18 protein-coding genes are annotated in these 17,023 nt (G+C 70.1%); 10 read left to right on the forward strand and 8 right to left on the reverse strand.

The window, feature by feature from the left end; genetic code table 11:
* The first annotated feature begins 66 nt into the window (after positions 1-66).
* From ACLGIH_RS24745 to ACLGIH_RS24775, 7 genes are all read left to right on the forward strand, one after another.
* Complete coding sequence (locus ACLGIH_RS24745) at positions 67-744, forward strand: hypothetical protein (RefSeq protein ID WP_416527480.1); 678 nt, start codon at positions 67-69, stop codon at positions 742-744.
* Positions 745-1,011: 267 nt separating this feature from the next.
* The gene (locus ACLGIH_RS24750) at positions 1,012-1,377 is read left to right on the forward strand and encodes a hypothetical protein (protein ID WP_365516462.1); all 366 of its coding nucleotides are present in this window, start codon (positions 1,012-1,014) and stop codon (positions 1,375-1,377) included.
* Positions 1,374-1,685, forward strand: a complete 312-nt coding sequence (locus ACLGIH_RS24755; RefSeq protein WP_416527481.1) for a hypothetical protein — start codon at positions 1,374-1,376, stop codon at positions 1,683-1,685. Before ACLGIH_RS24750 ends, ACLGIH_RS24755 begins: the two co-directional genes overlap by 4 nt.
* Before the next feature lie 68 nt (positions 1,686-1,753).
* Positions 1,754-2,437: a hypothetical protein gene (locus ACLGIH_RS24760; RefSeq protein ID WP_416527482.1), complete on the forward strand. Its 684-nt coding sequence runs from the start codon at positions 1,754-1,756 to the stop codon at positions 2,435-2,437.
* Positions 2,438-2,612: 175 nt separating this feature from the next.
* A complete protein-coding gene (locus ACLGIH_RS24765) occupies positions 2,613-2,963 on the forward strand; it encodes a holin (RefSeq protein ID WP_416527483.1) in 351 nt (116 codons plus the stop codon).
* 131 nt (positions 2,964-3,094) lie between these two features.
* Positions 3,095-3,337, forward strand: coding sequence for a hypothetical protein (locus ACLGIH_RS24770; protein ID WP_416527484.1), 243 nt, complete (start codon positions 3,095-3,097; stop codon positions 3,335-3,337).
* A gap of 192 nt (positions 3,338-3,529) precedes the next feature.
* Positions 3,530-4,648 (forward strand): site-specific integrase, encoded by a 1,119-nt coding sequence (locus ACLGIH_RS24775; RefSeq protein WP_416527485.1) that lies wholly within the window; start codon positions 3,530-3,532, stop codon positions 4,646-4,648.
* Between the two features lie 3 nt (positions 4,649-4,651).
* On the opposite strand, the gene glnA is transcribed toward ACLGIH_RS24775, so the two are convergent.
* Positions 4,652-6,061 (reverse strand): type I glutamate--ammonia ligase, encoded by a 1,410-nt coding sequence (gene glnA, locus ACLGIH_RS24780; RefSeq protein WP_416527486.1) that lies wholly within the window; start codon positions 6,059-6,061, stop codon positions 4,652-4,654.
* A gap of 209 nt (positions 6,062-6,270) precedes the next feature.
* On the opposite strand from glnA, the gene ACLGIH_RS24785 reads away from it, so the two are divergent.
* The gene (locus ACLGIH_RS24785) at positions 6,271-6,738 is read left to right on the forward strand and encodes an RDD family protein (protein WP_416527487.1); all 468 of its coding nucleotides are present in this window, start codon (positions 6,271-6,273) and stop codon (positions 6,736-6,738) included.
* Positions 6,739-6,902: 164 nt separating this feature from the next.
* Here the strand turns inward: ACLGIH_RS24785 and ACLGIH_RS24790 are convergent, their stop codons facing one another.
* The 4 genes from ACLGIH_RS24790 to lipB form a co-directional block, all read right to left on the reverse strand.
* Positions 6,903-7,607 (reverse strand): DUF4191 domain-containing protein, encoded by a 705-nt coding sequence (locus ACLGIH_RS24790; protein WP_416527488.1) that lies wholly within the window; start codon positions 7,605-7,607, stop codon positions 6,903-6,905.
* Positions 7,608-7,656: 49 nt separating this feature from the next.
* On the reverse strand, positions 7,657-7,857 hold the full coding sequence (locus tag ACLGIH_RS24795; RefSeq protein WP_416527489.1) for an SCO2195 family GlnR-regulated protein: 201 nt from the start codon (positions 7,855-7,857) through the stop codon (positions 7,657-7,659).
* 244 nt (positions 7,858-8,101) lie between these two features.
* A complete protein-coding gene (gene lipA, locus ACLGIH_RS24800) occupies positions 8,102-9,091 on the reverse strand; it encodes a lipoyl synthase (protein ID WP_416527490.1) in 990 nt (329 codons plus the stop codon).
* A 188-nt stretch (positions 9,092-9,279) separates the two neighbouring features.
* Entirely contained in the window at positions 9,280-10,077 is a 798-nt protein-coding gene (gene lipB, locus ACLGIH_RS24805; RefSeq protein WP_416527491.1) for a lipoyl(octanoyl) transferase LipB, read from the reverse strand.
* A gap of 255 nt (positions 10,078-10,332) precedes the next feature.
* Between lipB and ACLGIH_RS24810 the strand changes: the two genes are divergently transcribed.
* Positions 10,333-11,799 (forward strand): NsdA family TPR-like regulatory protein, encoded by a 1,467-nt coding sequence (locus tag ACLGIH_RS24810; RefSeq protein ID WP_416527492.1) that lies wholly within the window; start codon positions 10,333-10,335, stop codon positions 11,797-11,799.
* 617 nt (positions 11,800-12,416) lie between these two features.
* Here the strand turns inward: ACLGIH_RS24810 and ACLGIH_RS24815 are convergent.
* Both ACLGIH_RS24815 and fabF read right to left on the reverse strand, forming a co-directional pair.
* Positions 12,417-13,247 (reverse strand): oxidoreductase, encoded by an 831-nt coding sequence (locus ACLGIH_RS24815; protein WP_416527493.1) that lies wholly within the window; start codon positions 13,245-13,247, stop codon positions 12,417-12,419.
* A 48-nt stretch (positions 13,248-13,295) separates the two neighbouring features.
* Positions 13,296-14,519, reverse strand: coding sequence for a beta-ketoacyl-ACP synthase II (fabF, locus tag ACLGIH_RS24820; RefSeq protein WP_416529464.1), 1,224 nt, complete (start codon positions 14,517-14,519; stop codon positions 13,296-13,298).
* A gap of 126 nt (positions 14,520-14,645) precedes the next feature.
* On the opposite strand from fabF, the gene ACLGIH_RS24825 reads away from it, so the two are divergent.
* Entirely contained in the window at positions 14,646-16,283 is a 1,638-nt protein-coding gene (locus ACLGIH_RS24825; protein ID WP_416527494.1) for a beta-ketoacyl synthase N-terminal-like domain-containing protein, read from the forward strand.
* Here the strand turns inward: ACLGIH_RS24825 and ACLGIH_RS24830 are convergent.
* Positions 16,250-16,735: a PaaI family thioesterase gene (locus ACLGIH_RS24830; RefSeq protein WP_416527495.1), complete on the reverse strand. Its 486-nt coding sequence runs from the start codon at positions 16,733-16,735 to the stop codon at positions 16,250-16,252. The genes ACLGIH_RS24825 and ACLGIH_RS24830 overlap by 34 nt on opposite strands.
* Positions 16,736-17,023: the final 288 nt, after the last annotated feature.

The raw sequence follows: 17,023 nt of genomic DNA on the forward strand, positions 1-17,023 counted from the left end.
CTGTGCACGGACGTCCACGGCGGCCAGTGCCCCAACCTCCAACCCCTCGATAGCTAGGAGACCCCCATGACCACGAACCCGCTCACCCAGGAAGACCCCACCGTCGCCGCCGAGTACTTCGAGGGCCGCTGGCACGCCAAGGGCCGCAACCTCACCACCCGAGACGTAGCAGCCGCCAACGCCGACCTCGCCCGCAAGGTCGAGCGCATCAACAACAACCGGGCCCTGTCCGCCGAGGCGAAGCGCATCGCCATCGCCCGCGAGTACCGGGCTGCCCGGGACCAGGTCGCCGCCGCCGGGCAGGCCGTCCTCGACCACGTCACCAGCGAGCGCGCCCGACTGTCCCGCAAGCTGTTCGGCCACGAGGGCGACGCCGACCCCAACACCGTCATCGTCCGGCGCGACGCAGCCGACCGCGCAGCCAAGCTCACCGACCCGCACGAAGCGCAGCGCGCCCTCGACCGCGCCCAGGTCAACGGCGACGTACACCTCGCCCAGGCCATCGCCGCCCAGGCGCAGGCCCACATGTGGACCGACGTCGTCAGCAGCTACCTCGCGGCGCGGCCCGAGGCAGGCGAGACGGCACAGCAGCTGGAGGCACTGCCCGACCCCAACGACGGCGTGTGGAGGATGCAGCACGCCATGACGTACAGCGTGGTCCAGCCCCAGGAGCTGGGCGGGATCCCGGACTACCAGGTCGACCGCCTCGCCGACACCGTCCTCGACGGCAGCGACGCAGCCTGACAAGCCCATGAACTTCGGCGTCAAAGGCATCGAGAACGCTTCATGCGGACGCTCTCGAACCCATGGTGCGGCAGTCCTTCGGAGGGCTACCTACTGGCCGCGCCAGCGCCGATGGCCCCGGACGGAAGCCCGTGCCGTCCGGGGCACCCAAGATCGCCTGGGGGGATACCCCCTCCCTGTGATCTTTCCGGATCGGGGCCGTATAGCACCCGACCTTATGCGTGCTCGCCGCGCTGTGTTTTTCCCTGATCTTGGAAGGGGGCCGGAATGGCTCTGATGGACCCGCCCGAGGGCCTCGGCCCGCAGGGCACGTGCCTGTGGGAGGAGATCTCAGGGGCGTTCGTGCTGCGCGTCGACGAACTGCGCATCCTCGGTGACGCGTGCCGGGAGGTCGACCTGATCGAGCGGCTGGAGGACGCCCTTCGGGATGCCCCGCTGGTCGTCACCGGGTCGCAGGGTCAGCCCGTGGCGAGCCCGCTCGTGCAGGAGCTGCGGCAGCATCGCTCCCTGGTGGCCCGCTTGTTGGCCGCGCTGAAGCTGCCCGACGAGGACGACCAGGAGCAGCACGACGCACGGGAGCGGTCGGCGAAGGCCCGGCATGCGTCCCTGGCCCGGTGGCGGGGGACGGCGTGAGCAGGCGCCGGCCCGCGGTCCGTGAGGACGGCATGCCCGACTGGCTCGCCGAGTACCGGCCGCAGCAGTGGGCGGACGACCTCGACGACCCGCTGGAGGTCTACTACTTCGGCCGGTGCCGGTGGACGGCCGCCCGCGAGGAGTGGCAGCAGGGCGGCGACCCGCAGCCCAAGATCCAATCCCCCAGACCCGTACACGGGGACAGCGGCAACACGAACCCGATCCGGGAGGAGACGGGGCGGGGTGTCTCCCCCCAGGTCAACCGGGCGAGCGTTCATCCGGTGGCCCGCCCGATAAGAACCCGCTGACAGCCAACCCCTAGGCCCGCGCCACGGACGCCGCAGGGGGTGAACCCAGCACACAGGAAGGCTCAGAGATGCCCACGAAGCTCGGACAGCAGATGAACACCCTGATCCGCGGCCAGCAGCCGCAGCCAACCACAGGACAGCAAAAGGCCGACCAGATACGCGCCCTGTACAAGCAGGGGCTGCAGCAGCTGCGCGGCCAGCGCAACATGCACCCGGAGGCCCGCCGCGTGGAGGTCGCCCGCCTGTACGCCACCACCCAGGCCGCCCTGCGCAAGGTGCAGCAGGAGCAGATGCAGGCCGACCGCGAGACGTTCGACAAGCTGGAACGCCAGCTGTGGGGCTACGACGACGTGCGCGCCTCCGCCATCGGCAGCGCCGACCGTGCGGCCGTCGACGGCACCGTGCGCGATGCACAGGACCGGGCTGGCCGACTCAAGAAGCCCGGCGACGCGGCCCGCGCCCTGGCCGAGGCCGAGCAGGCCGGCGACAAGGTCCTTGCTCGTGCCATCGCCAAGCGGGCGCACGACATGGACTGGGACGATGTCCTCGGCGCCTACCTCAGCACCAGGCCCACGACGGCTGAGCGGTACCAGCAGGCCGGCGAGATCTACGCCCGGCAGCACACGACGGGCGGCGCCCTGGCGCACGGCTTCCTCGGCAGCCTCGGCAAGCCCGAGGAGCTGCGCGGCATGAGCGGCAAGGACATCGAGGCCATGGCCGACCCGGGCGACACGGGACCGACGGCCGCATAGATCCGGCGTCAACGTCACCCGCTGCGGCCACGCGTTGTAGGCCGACCGCAGACGGGAGCGATGGGCGGCTAGCGAGTCCTCCTTTCCTCGCCGCGATCCGCCCAGCGCCGACCGGGACGGGCCAGGTCAAAACGGCTTGGCCCGCCCGGAGCCCACACAGACAGGAGCACACACCATGCCCAGCAGACCCAAGCCGCCGTGCAGCAGGCCAGGGTGCGAGCACAGCAAGCCCTGCCCCGTCCACGCCAAGCAAGCCGACCGGCAGCGAGGCAGCGCGGCACAGCGCGGTTACGGCCAGATGCACCGCGATCGGTTCCGACATGGCGTCCTCGACCGCGATCCCGTCTGCCGCGTGTGCTGGGCACAGCCGGCGACCGTCGCCGACCACTGGCCCAAGAGCCGTCGCCAGCTGGTCGCCGAAGGCCTCGACCCGAACAACCCGCAGCACGGACGCGGACTCTGCTCCAGCTGCCACAGCACGGAGACCGCGAAGAACCAGCCCGGCGGATGGAACGCCGAACGGTGACAGAAAGCGATCGAACGTCACTGAGGGTGTGGGGAGTGTCCCCTTGCCCGCGCGCACCCGGACCGAGGGTGAGCGCAATCCGTGGCGCCGCGGGTCGGAGCGTTTCCGCGGCCCGACGAAAGGACCAGGACATGGCGACATGCGCCAACTGCGGCGAGGAGTTCGAGCCGTCCGGCAAGGGCCGGCCGCCGCGGTTCTGCTCGGACGAGTGCCGCAAGGCCAAGCACCAGCGCAAGCGCACGCTGACCGCGCAGGTCAACCGCTACGAACGGCTCGCCGCCCAGCCCTACTGGGGCCGTGAGTGGTGGCTGAAGGCGGATGACGCGCGCACGGAGCTGGAGGCACTGGGGGATGACCCCCGCGCGGACGCGTAGGAGACCGCGAGGGGGGGCGCTCGCTGTCTGTACGGGTCTGGGAGATCCAGCCCGACGAAACGGCGGACGTTCTGAACCTGACAGACCTCCGCCAGACCCCCCTCGCGGTCTTCCAGGCCGTCGGATCGAGGGACACCCCCCACCCGGCCATGGCAGTCTGCTGCGGCACCTACTGAAGGAGAGGGCCCTGGAATGGCCAGCAAGAGCATCAAGAAGCGTCCGAACGGTAAGTGGCGAGCTCGGTACCGGGATCTGGCCGGCAAGGAGCACGCCCGGCACTTCGAGCGAAAGATCGACGGGGAGCGCTGGCTCGACGAGGTGACGGCCGCGCTGGTGACCGGCGCCTACGTCGACCCCAAGGACAAGAAGCTCACGGTCGACCAGTGGTGCGACCTGTGGATCGAGTCCTACGCCAAGCGCGAGACGACCGTCCGGCAGGCCAAAGTGCACCTGGCACAGATCCGCGCTGAGTTCGGCCCGCTGCCGCTGCTGGCCGTCGACGAGATGGCCGTGAAGCGATGGATGGCCCGCCTGCTGCGGGAGGGCGTCAGCCAGTCCTACCGGTTCGCCCTGCACAGCCGCCTGTCGCAGGTGATGCGGGCCGCGGTCCGCGCGAAGAAGCTCACGGTCAACCCGTGCTCGCGGGAGACGTCACCGGGCGGTGGCAAGCAGCGCCCCTACGTCTGCACGGACGCCCAGCTGTGGCAGCTGTACGAGGCCGCGGAGGAGAAGTACCGACCCGCAATCCTGCTCGGAGCGTTCGCCGGCCTGCGCACCGCGGAAGCCTGCGGGCTGCGCCTGGTCGACGTCGACCTTGACGCGCGCACGGTCACGCCCACCGTGCAGTACCCGGAGAAGCCGCTGAAGACCGCGGGCAGCGTGGCGGCCGTGCCCATCCCGGACGTGTTCGTGGGCGAACTCAAGCGGCTACTCGACGGCCGCGACGACGGATGGGTGCTGCTGGACGACGACGGTGTGCAGCTCGGGCCGTGGAAGGTCGAGCGGCACATGCGCCGCATCAGGAAGCAGGTCGCCGGCCTGTCCCCGGAGTTCCGGTTCCACGACCTTCGCCACTACTACGCGAGCATGCTCATTGCGAGCGGCGCGGACGTGAAGGTCGTGCAGCAGCGGCTGCGGCACTCGAAGGCGACGACGACGCTGAACACTTACGGTCACCTCTGGCCCGACTCGGACCAGTCGACCCGGGCCGCTGTCGAGCGGGCAATGGGGCCCTTGATCAATAACGCTGCGGACCCTCTGCGGACTGTAGAAGAGTCCGCAGAGGGTCCGTCCAGCTCAGAGCCTAGTTAGGCATCACACGTCGAAGTACAGCTCGAACTCGTGCGGGTGCGGACGCAGCTGCAGCGGCGCGATCTCGTTCGTGCGCTTGAAGTCGATCCACGTCTCGATCAGGTCGGGCGTGAAGACGTCGCCCTGGAGCAGGAACTCGTGGTCGGCCTCCAGGCGGTCCAGGACCGCGCCGAGGGAGGTCGGGACCTGGGCGACGTTCGCGTGCTCCTCCGGAGCCAGCTCGTAGAGGTCCTTGTCGATCGGCTCGGCCGGCTCGATCTTGTTCTTGATGCCGTCCAGGCCGGCCAGCAGCAGTGCCGAGAAGGCCAGGTACGGGTTGCCGGAGGCGTCGGGCGCGCGGAACTCGACGCGCTTGGCCTTCGGGTTCGACCCGGTGATCGGGATACGCATCGCGGCGGAGCGGTTGCGCTGCGAGTACACCAGGTTCACCGGCGCCTCGAAGCCCGGCACCAGGCGGTGGTAGGAGTTCACCGTCGGGTTGGTGAAGGCCAGCAGCGACGGGGCGTGCTTGAGGATGCCGCCGATGTAGTAGCGGGCGGTGTCGGACAGGCCGGCGTAGCCCTGCTCGTCGTAGAACAGCGGCTCGCCGTTGCTCCACAGCGACTGGTGGACGTGCATGCCCGAGCCGTTGTCACCGAAGATCGGCTTCGGCATGAAGGTCGCGGTCTTGCCGTTCTTCCAGGCCACGTTCTTCACGATGTACTTGAAGAGCTGGAGGTCGTCGGCGGCGGCGAGCAGCGTGTTGAACTTGTAGTTGATCTCGGCCTGGCCGGCGGTGCCCACCTCGTGGTGCTGGCGCTCGACCTTCAGGCCGGACCGCTCCAGCTCCAGGGAGATCTCGGCGCGCAGGTCGGCGAAGTGGTCGACCGGCGGGACCGGGAAGTAACCGCCCTTGTAGCGGACCTTGTACCCGCGGTTGTCCTCCAGGGCGCCGGTGTTCCAGGCGCCGGCCTCGGAGTCGATGTGGTAGAAGGACTCGTTCGCGCTGGTGGCGAAGCGGACGGAGTCGAAGACGTAGAACTCGGCCTCCGGGCCGAAGAACGCGGTGTCGGCGATCCCGGTGGAGGCCAGGTAGGCCTCGGCCTTCTTCGCCACGTTCCGCGGGTCGCGGGAGTACTGCTCGCCCGTGATCGGGTCGTGGATGAAGAAGTTGACGTTCAGCGTCTTGTCCCGGCGGAACGGGTCGACCCGGGCGGTCGACAGGTCCGCGCGCAGCGCCATGTCGGACTCGTGGATGGCCTGGAAGCCGCGGATCGACGAGCCGTCGAACGCGAGCTCCTCGGCCGGGTCGAACGCCTCGGCGGGCACCGTGAAGTGCTGCATGACGCCCGGCAGGTCGCAGAACCGGACGTCGATGAACTTGACGTCCTCGTCCGCGATGAACTTCTTGGCCTCGTCGGCGTTCTGGAACATCCAGCTCCTCCTACTCCCGACCGTCCCGCCGGGGTGGTAGATCGTTCGTGCGGCCAGTGCGGGTGGCACACGCTGTCCTCGACCCTAGGGACGGGTGATTTCTCTGGCGTGACCCATTTGTTTCGCAGAAGTTAACCGGCTCAGGTCCAGGCTAGCCCTGACACACCCCGGCGTCCTCCGGTCATATACGGGCGCAGTACCGTGTACGGGTGGACAAGAGGCAAGCAATCGGATCGTGGCTCTCCGGGCCCCGCGCGGCCATGGAGGACGCGGGTGCCGACTTCGGGTACCGCGGACGGGACCTCGGCCTGCCGGAGGAGGGGCCCGGATCGATCGCGCGTCCCGGCCGCCGGCTCGGCGCCCTGGCCGTCGACTGGGGGCTGTGCCTCCTGATCGCATACGGTCTGATCACCGACGGCTACGGCCAGGCGACGTCCAACTGGGCACTGCTCGTCTTCTTCGTGCTGAGCGTCCTGACCGTCGGCACGCTCGGCTTCACCCCGGGCAAGCGGATCTTCGGCCTGCGCGTGGTCGAGCTGGAGACCGGCCGCGTCCGCCCGCCGCGCGCGCTGCTGCGCTCCCTCCTGCTGTGCCTGGCGATCCCCGCGCTGATCTGGGACCGCGACGGCCGTGGGCTGCACGACCGGGTGGCGCGCACCGTGGAAGTGCGGATGTAGTTCGTACGGCGATCCGCGGTTCGCACGCCGGCCCGCGGTTCCCACGCCCGCCCCTGGCCGCACGCCGACCGTACGCCGGTCCCTGGTCATGCGCCGGTCCCTGGCGAAACGCCGAAGGGGGCGCCCGGAGAGATCCGGGCGCCCCCTTCGGCGTTTTCGCGGCGTCAGCGCGGGCGCGGGCCGTTGCCCCTCGGCATGCGCATGCCCTTGGGCATCGGACCCTTGGGCAGCGGCATGTTGCTCATCAGGTCGCCCAGGGCGCGCAGCCGGTCGTTGGTCGCGGTGACCTGCGGGCCGGTCAGCACGCGCGGCAGCTTCAGCATGGTCGTGCGCAGCTTCTTCAGCTCGACCTGGTCCTCGCCGGTGCCCACGATCAGGTCGTGCACCGGCACGTCGGCGACGATCCGGTTCATCTTCTTCTTCTCGGCGGCGAGCAGGGACTTCACCCGGTTCGGGTTGCCCTCGGCGATCAGCACGATGCCGGCCTTGCCGACCGCGCGGTGCACCACGTCCTGATTGCGGTTCATCGCCACCGCGGGGGTCGTCGTCCAGCCCCGGCCGATGTTGTCGAGCACGGCCGCGGCGGCGCCCGGCTGGCCCTCCATCTGCCCAAAGGCCGCCCGCTCGGCCCGGCGTCCGAAGACGATCGCCGTCGCGAGGAAGGCGAGCAGCACACCCAGGATGCCGAGATAGATGGGGTGACCGATCAGGAAACCGATCGCGAGGAAGACACCGAAGGTGACGATGCCGACAGCCGCGAGTACAAGACCGATCTTCTTGTCGGCCTTGCGGGTCATCTTGTAGGTCAGGGCGATCTGCTTCAGTCGCCCGGGGTTCGCAGTCTGCGCCGCGTTGTCCTTCCTCGCCATGCCCCGAAGTCTACGTGGCCGCGAGAGTGCCTTCGAAGGCAGTGCCGGGTCAGCCGCGGCCGGAGACGGTCTGGCCGAGGACGCGCTCGGCCTCGACCCGGTCCTTGGCACGGCGGCGGTCCTCCAGGACGGAGGTCCAGGCGTTGCGGCGGGCGGTGCGCTGGCCGCTGCTCAGGAGCAGCGCCTCGACGGCGCGCAGGGCGCCGGAGAACGACGGGATCGCGGTGGCGCGGACGGGCGCGGCCGGCATCGGCATCGTGGAGGTCCCCCCTCGGTACGGCGATGGGTAAGGGTGTACGTGGCGTGAGTCCAGGGTCACTGATTGGTGTTACCAGGGCGTGACCGACGGGTCAAACACCCATGAAGCGCTGGTGTGCGGGCCCCCAACGCCGACGCGGCCCCGACGGCGTCCTCATCTGCGAGGACGGTCGGGACCGCGGCATACCGGCCAGTACCGGCGAGTAGTGACTTGTGCGTGAATTCACACGCGCTGCTCAGACCGCCTGGCCCGCGACGGACGCGTCATCGCGCAGCGGAGCGGCCGCACGGCGCTGCTCCATGGCCATCCGGTAGAGCCGCCCGGCGCGGTACGAGGAACGCACCAGCGGGCCGGACATCACGCCGGAGAAGCCGATCTGCTCGGCCTCCTCCTGCAGCTCCACGAACTCGTGCGGCTTGACCCAGCGCTCCACCGGGTGGTGGCGCACTGAGGGGCGCAGGTACTGCGTGATGGTCACCAGCTCGCAGCCCGCGTCGTGCAGCTGCTTGAGCGCCTCGCTGACCTCCTCGCGGGTCTCGCCCATGCCGAGGATCAGGTTGGACTTGGTGACCAGACCGAAGTCGCGGGCCTCGGTGATGACCTTCAGGGAGCGCTCGTAGCGGAAGCCCGGGCGGATGCGCTTGAAGATCCGCGGCACCGTCTCGACGTTGTGCGCGAAGACCTCCGGGCGGGAGCCGAAGACCTCGGCGAGCTGCTCGGGGACCGCGTTGAAGTCGGGGGCCAGCAGCTCGACCTTGGTGTGCCCGCCCTCGCGGTCCGCCGTCTGCTGGTGGATCTGGCGCACGGTCTCCGCGTACAGCCAGGCGCCGCCGTCCTCCAGGTCGTCGCGGGCGACGCCGGTGATGGTGGCGTAGTTCAGGTCCATGGTGACCACGGACTCGCCCACCCGGCGCGGCTCGTCGCGGTCGAGCGCCTCGGGCTTGCCGGTGTCGATCTGGCAGAAGTCGCAGCGCCGGGTGCACTGGTCGCCGCCGATGAGGAAGGTCGCCTCGCGGTCCTCCCAGCACTCGTAGATGTTGGGGCAGCCGGCTTCCTGGCAGACCGTGTGCAGGCCCTCGCTCTTGACGAGGTTCTGCATCTTGGAGTACTCGGGGCCCATTTTCGCCCGGGTCTTGATCCACTCGGGCTTGCGCTCGATGGGGGTCTGGCTGTTACGGACCTCCAGGCGCAGCATCTTGCGTCCGTCGGGTGCGACTGCGGACACGTCGGCTCCCTAGCGTTGATTCTTCGGCGTTCCCCAGGGTACGCCCGTTGATTTGGTGGTCCGGCGCCGGTGCGGGCCTTGCCGGGGGCTGCCGCCCCCGGGCCCCGCTTCGGCCTGAACGGCCTCGCCCCCGATCGCCGGACGGGCCGGATTCCCGCCCTCCGTCGTCAAGTGCCCGGCGGGCGGATTCATGCCGGCGTCTTCTCGATCACCCGGGGCTTCAGCTCCGCGTTCTCCAGGACATCGCGCAGGTGGCGCTCCACCACCGGCAGGACTTCCTCGATGGTCACGTCGCGGCCCAGCTCGCCCGCCAGCGAGGCGACGCCCGCGTCCCGGATGCCGCACGGGATGATCCTGTCGAACCACTTGTTGTCCGGGTTCACGTTCAGCGCGAAGCCGTGCATCGTGACGCCCTTGGCCACCCGGATGCCGATCGCGGCGATCTTGCGGTCCTCGCGGCGCTGGCCCGCGTTGGACGGGGCGTACTCCGGGCCGTTGAGCCGCGGGTCGAACTCGTCGTCGTGCAGGCGCGGGTCGAAGTCCAGGGAGAGCCCGCCGAGCGCCGGGCGCCGGTCGACCGGGTCACCGAGGACCCAGACGCCGCTGCGGCCCTCGACCCGGGTGGTCTCCAGCCCGAACTCCGCGCAGGTGCGGATCAGCGCCTCCTCCAGCCGCCGCACGTGCGCGACGACGTCCACCGGGCGCGGGAGCTTCTGGATGGGGTAGCCCACCAACTGGCCCGGGCCGTGCCAGGTGATCTTGCCGCCGCGGTCGACGTCGACGACGGGCGTGCCGTCCAGGGGGCGCTCGTTGTCGGCCGTGCGCCGGCCGGCCGTGTAGACCGGCGGGTGCTCCAGGAGCAGTACGGTGTCGGGCACCTCGTCGGCGAACCGCGCCGCGTGCACCCGGCGCTGCTCGTCCCACGCCTCCTGGTACTCGACGGCCTCGGCACCGAACCCCATGCGGATGAACCGCAGCTCACTCACGGCAAGCGCCTCCCTAGAAGGTCGTAAGGCACGAAGCGTGCCTACGCCACTGTACGTCTGCCCTTCGCACGCCGGTCGGGGGCCGTTGTCGTCAGCCACGCAGGACAATCCTCACACGATCGGATGAATGCCAGCGGAAGTGTGCGATCGGGTGCTTACTCTCCGCTACATTCGCGCCGTCCACGAGGCCATAAGGGCTGCTCACAGGCAATCCGGGCACATCGAACGCCGGAAGGCAGGAGACCGCACCGCACCATGACGGAACGACCCGCGCAGCGCACTCCCAACCGCCAGCTCGCCGCGCTCATCGCAGAAGCGGGGTTCTCCAACGCAGGTCTCGCCCGTCGCGTCGACCAGCTCGGCCTCGAACACGGACTGGACCTCAGATACGACAAGACGTCCGTCACCCGGTGGCTGCGCGGTCAGCAGCCCCGCGGCACCACCCCCGCCCTGATCGCCGAGGTCTTCACCCGGCGCCTCGGCCGCCGCCTCACCGCCCAGGACCTCGGCCTGGACGCCTGTGCCCCCGTCTACGCCGGTCTGGAGTTCGCCGCCACCCCGGAGGAGGCGGTCGACATCGTCAGCGGGCTGTGGCGCAAGGACTCCGGCAGCCACGCCGAGCTGCGCAAGATCGCCTTCACCCCGGCCGGCCTCGTCGTGCCCAGCCGGGACTGGCTGATCGGCCGCGCCGACGAGCGGGTGGCCCGCGCCGACGTACCGGTCCGGGTCCCGGCGCAGGGCCGGCCGGCGCCCCCCAGAGGGACGGTTCCGCTCGACCCGGCGGCCCGGCGGCGGGCGGCGGCCGACCGCGGGCCCGGCCAGAAGGTCACCGCCGGGGACCTGGCCGCGCTGCGGTCGGTCGGCGAGCTGTTCCGCACCCTGGACGACCGCTACGGCGGCGGTCACGCCCGGCAGGCGCTGGTCCGCTACCTCGAGCACGAGCTGGAGCCGATGCTCCGCGGCACCTACGGCGAGCAGACCGGCCGCCGGCTGTTCGCCGCCGCCGCCGACCTGACCCGGCTCGCGGGCTGGACCTCGTACGACATCGCCGCGCACGGACTGGCCCAGCGCTACTTCGTGCAGGCCCTCCGGCTGGCGCAGGCGGCCGGCGACCGGGCGTACGGGTCCTATGTGCTGGTCACCATGAGCCGGCAGGCCGTCTATCTCGGCCACGGCCGCGAGGCGGTGCAGCTGGCCCGGGTCGCCCAGCAGGGGGTCGGCACCGGCGCCCCGCCCGTGGTGCAGGCGCTGCTGCACGCCGCGGAGGCACGCGCCCACGGGGTGCTCGGCGAGGTACGGGCCTGCACCTCGGCGCTGGCGCGCGCGGAGCGGGCCATGGAGGCCGCCCGCCCCGGCGACGAGGTCCCGCACTGGGCGCGCTTCTTCGACGAGGCGCAGCTCGCCGACGAGTTCGGGCACTGCCACCGGGACCTCCAGCAGTTCCGCGCCGCGGCCCAGCACGCGGAACGCTCGCTGCAACTGCGCGCCCCCGTCTACGCCCGCAGCCGGCTGTTCTGCCGGGTCGTCCTCGCCACCGCCCGTCTCGGCCTCGGGGAACTCGACCAGGCCTGCCAGCTGGGCGCCGAGGCGGCCGGACAGGCGGCGGAGATGCGGTCGGCGCGGGCGACGGAGTACGTCCGTGACTTCGAGCGCCGGCTCGAACCGTACCGGGACGCCGCTCCGGTGCGCGGCTACCGGGACAGGGTGGCCGCGCTCGGGTAGCGCGTCCATGCCCTACGGCGTCCGTGCCCTCCGGCGTCCGGGGCCGACTGCGCGTCCGCGTCCGGTTCCAAGGCTGCGCGTCCGGGTCCGTCTCCGGTCCCGGGCTCGGCTCGGCCGTGTCCGGGGCCCCGGGGGGGGCGTCACGGTGCGGTCGCAGACGGACGCCGTGGGCCGGCCGCCTGGTTCCGGGGCCCGCCCCGTGGTCGGCGACCTTGGCCGCGCGCCCTTGCCGTACCCGCCCGACCAAGCTCGGCCGGTCCGTCGCCCGCTGGTCGATCCGTGAACTCACCGCCTGCCTGCGCCGCGCGCACGGACGCGGCGCAGGCATCGGCCGGGAAGCCGCACGGCGCCTGCTCCGGCGCAGGGGCCTTCCAGCGCACCAAGACCGGGAAGGGATCCCTCACTCGGACCGCGAAAGCACCAGACGGCGCCACCGACCCGCCCGCCATCGCCATCAGCCGCGGCGTCCAGCTCCATCTCCTCGGTCTCCTCGGCCTGAAACCGGCGCTTCCTTCCCTGTCGGCGGCCTCAACGGACTACCGCGAGGTACGGAGCCAGCCGACCGAGGGTGTACCCGGGGGAACTTGATTAGCCATCGAAGCGCACCACGAACGTCATTACTGTCCGTCCGTGAAGTCAGTGGACTTACTCAGCTGCTCCCACTGCTCAAGCTCTCGCAACCGACTCTCCAACGAAGCCCGGATCAGTTGCACGGCGTCCGGCCCGAGCGCCAGGCGCAGCGGTGGGCGGGGCGACGCGACCGCTGCGAGGAGTGCCTCGGCCGCGCGCCGGGGATCGCCCGGCTGCTGCCCGGCGCTCGCGGCCCGCAACCTCCGGGCTTGCCCAGCAGTCGCGTCGTACCACGGCATCGGGGTACTGCGAGCCATGCTGCTCCCCGCGAAGTCGGTACGGAACCGGCCCGGTTCCACGATGGTCACGTGGATTCCGAGCGGTGCGACCTCCAGGGCCAGGGACTCGGAGACGCCCTCCAGACCCCACTTGGCGGCTTGGTACAGACCGAGGGCCGGTACTGCGGCCTGGCTGGCAGCGCTGCTGATCTGCACTATGTGCCCTTTCCGAGCCGCGCGCATGTGTGGCAGAACGGCTCGTACCAGGCGAACCGGGGCGAGCAGGTTCGTTGCGAGCTGCTCTTCGATCTGGGTGTCGGAGACCTCCTCGATCGCGCCTTCGAGGCCCAGGCCGGCGTTGTTCACGAGAACGTCGAGCGAGCAGAAGACGTCCAAGGTGTCCGCGACGGCGGCGGCGATCTCAGCGGGCACTGTGACGTCGAGGCGCACCGGCAGGCAGCGTCCAGGATGGGCGCGGACCAGGTCGTCCACCGTGCGTGGATCGCGTACGGCGGCGGCGACCCGGTGGCCGGCTTCGAGGGCCGATGCCGCCAGGGCCCGGCCGAGACCACGGGAGGCCCCGGTGATGAGCCACGTCAACCGATCCGAGGGCATGTCTGACAACGGAGTCTCCACGATAACGAGACATCAGGGCCGGTCGGGGGCGGTGAACACCATGACGCAGTTCTGGCCGCCGAAGCCGAAGGCGTTCGCCATCGTGGTACGGACGGGCAACCGCCGCGCGACATGGGGCACGTAGTCCAGGTCGCACTCCGGGTCAGGAGTGTCCAGGTTGATCGTGGGTGGGACGACGCCGTCGCGTATGGCCAGTGCGCACACCATCGCGCTCAGCGCGCCGGCGCCGGCAAGCAGATGCCCGGCGGTCGACTTCGGGCTGCTCACCACGATCCGGTCCGCCGCCGTGCCGAGCGCCCTGCGAAGTGCCTTGGTCTCGTTGGAGTCATTGGCCTTGGTGGAGGTGCCGTGTGCACACACGTAGTCGATGTCCCCCGGGGTGATGCCTGCACGCTGGACCGCGGTTCTGATCGCGGCTGCAGTGTGCTCACCGGTCGGGGACGGTGCGCTGACGTGGAAGGCGTCGCAGGTCAACGCGCCGCCACTGACTGCGGCATACGGGGTGGCGCCGCGTCGGCGGGCGTGCTCGGCCGACTCGAGGACCATGATCACCGATCCCTCACCGAGTACGAACCCGTCCCGGTCCTGGTCGAACGGGCGACTCGCCCCGGCCGGATCGTCATTGCGCTGGGAGAGCGCGCCCATGGACGCCAGACCGCTCATGAACACCGGCGCGATCGCCGAGTCCGTGCCGCCGCAGATCACCACATCCGCCTCGCCGCTGAGGATCAGGCGCCGCGCGTCCAGCAGCGCGTACAGGCCGCTTGCACAGGCCAGCGCGTTGGCATTGACGGGGCCGTGCACGCCGAGGTCGATGGCCACCTCGCAACTGGCCATGTTCGCCAGCGAGTAGGGCACGAAGTAGGAGCTCGGTTCGGTGTCGGCGACCACCCGCCGAGTGGCGGCCTCGATGGTGTCGAAGCCCGCGACCGCGGCGTTCACCACGACCCCGACCCGGTCATGATTGTCCTGGTCGATGCAGAGCTTCGCGTCGGTCACCGCCTCACGGGCGGCCACAACGGCAAATGCGGTGAACCGGGAGATGCGCCTGGAGCGCTTTGCGTCAAAGTGGTCCGACGGTTCAAAATCCTGGACCTCACCGGCGAATTGGGTGGCCATTCCGGTTGGGTCGAAAGAAGTGACGCGCGCGATGCCGGATCGCCCCGCCACCAGCGCTTCCCAACTGCTCTCCCGGCCGCTCCCGACCGGAGTTATGGCCCCTATGCCCGTAATCACAACGTCGTCACGCACCGCGCTGACGATACCGTGTCCAGTTGAGCCGGACAATATGCTCGGCCAGTTTTCTGTAATGCGGCTCCCAGGTCTGGACACGGTCGCAACCCGGTGCCAGGATGGGGAGGCGTGCAGGATGGTGAGGAAAAACGCGTCGCAATTGTCGGGATGAGTGTTCGGGGGCCCGGAGGGATAACGGACGTCGACGCCTACTGGGCGGCTGTCAGGAACGGCAGCGACCTCGTCACCGAATTGCCGGCGGAGCGCAGGGCCGTCTTCGGTGCCGAATGGGACGGCACGGTGACCCGCGGCGGGTACCTGTCCGGCGCGTTCGACTTCGACGCCAAGTTCTTCGGAGTCTCCCCACGTGAGGCGCGGGTCGTCGACCCCCAGCAGCGGCTGTTGCTGGAGGTCGTGTGGGAGGCGTTCGAGGATGCGGCGATCCCGCCGGCCGACGTCGCGCGGGGCACAGGGGTTTTTGTCGGTATCACCGGCCAAGATTATCGGCGCTGGTTCACCGGACAGCCGACCGCGCACTGGACGGCCGGTAACGGTCACAGTTTTGCAGCCGGCCGCATTTCCCACACGCTCGGCCTGGAGGGGCCGGCCTTCGCGATCGATACCGCGTGTTCGTCATCTCTGGTGGCTATTCACACAGCCTGCCGAGCGCTGGCCGCAGGGGACTGTGACATTGCCGTCGCAGCCGGTGTCAATCTTATTCTCGTCCCGTGGACGACGCTCGCCCTGGACAAAACCGGCGCACTGTCACCGGATGGGACCTCCCGCCCGTTCGACGCCAAGGCGAATGGCTTCGTCAGAGGCGAAGGCTGCGGCGCGCTCGTATTGAAGAGGCTGGCGAGTGCGATACGCGACGACGACCGTATCATCGCCGTCATCGACGGCAGCGCAATAAATCACGACGGGCACTCAAGTACATTCGCCGCCCCAAATCCTCGAGCACAGACCAGGCTGATCTCCTCCGTCCTCACCTCCCTCGGCCTGTCCGGCACCGACATCGGCTACCACGAAGCGCACGGCACCGGCACCCAGCTCGGGGACCGCATCGAGCTGGAGGCGATCAGGACCGCACTCGCGGGTGCTCGCCGACTGCACGTGGGGTCGGTCAAGGCATGCGTCGGACACACCGAGGCGGCCGCCGGGGTGCTCAGTGTGATCAAGGCCGCGCTGTGCCTGCGCCACCGTCGCATACCCCGGCAGCCGAACTTCGACGAGCTCAACCCGGGCGTCGACCTGGCCGGCACCGGCATCGCCATCGCCACGCGGGAGGAGCCATGGGCGTCGGAAACGGGTGATCGGGCGTCGGTCAGCTCGTACGGGATGAGCGGGACCAACGCCTACGTCGTGTTGTCCTCGTCCCCGGCGGCGGAGGCACGGCCGGCCCCCTCGGTGTCCGGCTTCGCCGTGTCCGCCAAGTCCCCCGTCGCGCTGCGCGAACTGGCTGGCCGCTACGCCGAGCACCTCACCGGGACCGACTCCATCGGCTACTCGGCCTTCGCCCGCACCGCGACCCATGGCCGAACCCGGCACGGGCACACCGCGTGGGTGAGCGCGGACCGAGCCGACACCGCGATCCCCGCCCTGCATGCACTGGCCGCCGGTGCCCGGCATCCGGCCGTGGCGCTGCTCGAACCGTCGCAGCCACTGCCTCCGGAGCCGGCCGCGGTGCGGCGCGAGGTCGCGACGCTGCCGACCTATCCCTGGCAGCACAACAGCTACGCCATCCGGCCGATCGGCGACACCGGCTGACCCATGGCGTCGGCCGACGCGGTCGCCCGCCGTGTCTTCCGGGTCGGCAGCGAGAAGTGAAGCGAAGCCATCGCGACCAGCCAGCCGCGGCTGTCGGTGACCCGGGCGTCGGCGACCGCGGTACGCATGCCGAGCTGCACGATGTCGACCGCGATCCGCAGCGGTCCCGGTTGGGCCGGCTCGAGGAAGCTGACACTGCTCTGCGCCAGGACCGCTGAGCGCATCAGACCGACGCAGGTGTTGACGGTCAGGAACGCAGCGTAGTCGATCAACTTGAAGATCGTCGGTCCGGACACCGCCCCCCCGAGCGCGTACTCCAGGCCGTTCGGACCGGCAGTGCACACCAAGTGGCCCGGCGGCTGCACTTCGGTGACCCGCAGCCCGTGGTCACCCGGGATCAGCTCGGCGAGCAGCGTGGCCGCCTGGTCCACCGTTGGTTCGGAATCCGCCACCTGATTACTCAACGGTAACCGCCAATTGAAAGAGGAAGAAGACGAACCGGTTTGGTATCGCGCCTCGTCGGGCCGAACCAGTCGGCACTACTTGTCGAACCCAAAGACCCAGGCTCGCCGGTTTATGCGCAGCGTAACCGCGCCGCTTGGCCAGTGTCCAGCATACGTTTCGGGAGACCGCTGTCCGGTATTCGGTAATCACTGTCCGTGGCGGTCAATAGAGCGTTGACGCCTCCAAATGGCTGAGATAGTGTCAGCGCCGCGCCGAGACCCACCTGTTGACGATCT

This window comes from Streptomyces hamibioticus (genome assembly GCF_047946815.1).
In the GTDB taxonomy this organism is placed as follows: Bacteria; Actinomycetota; Actinomycetes; order Streptomycetales; family Streptomycetaceae; genus Streptomyces.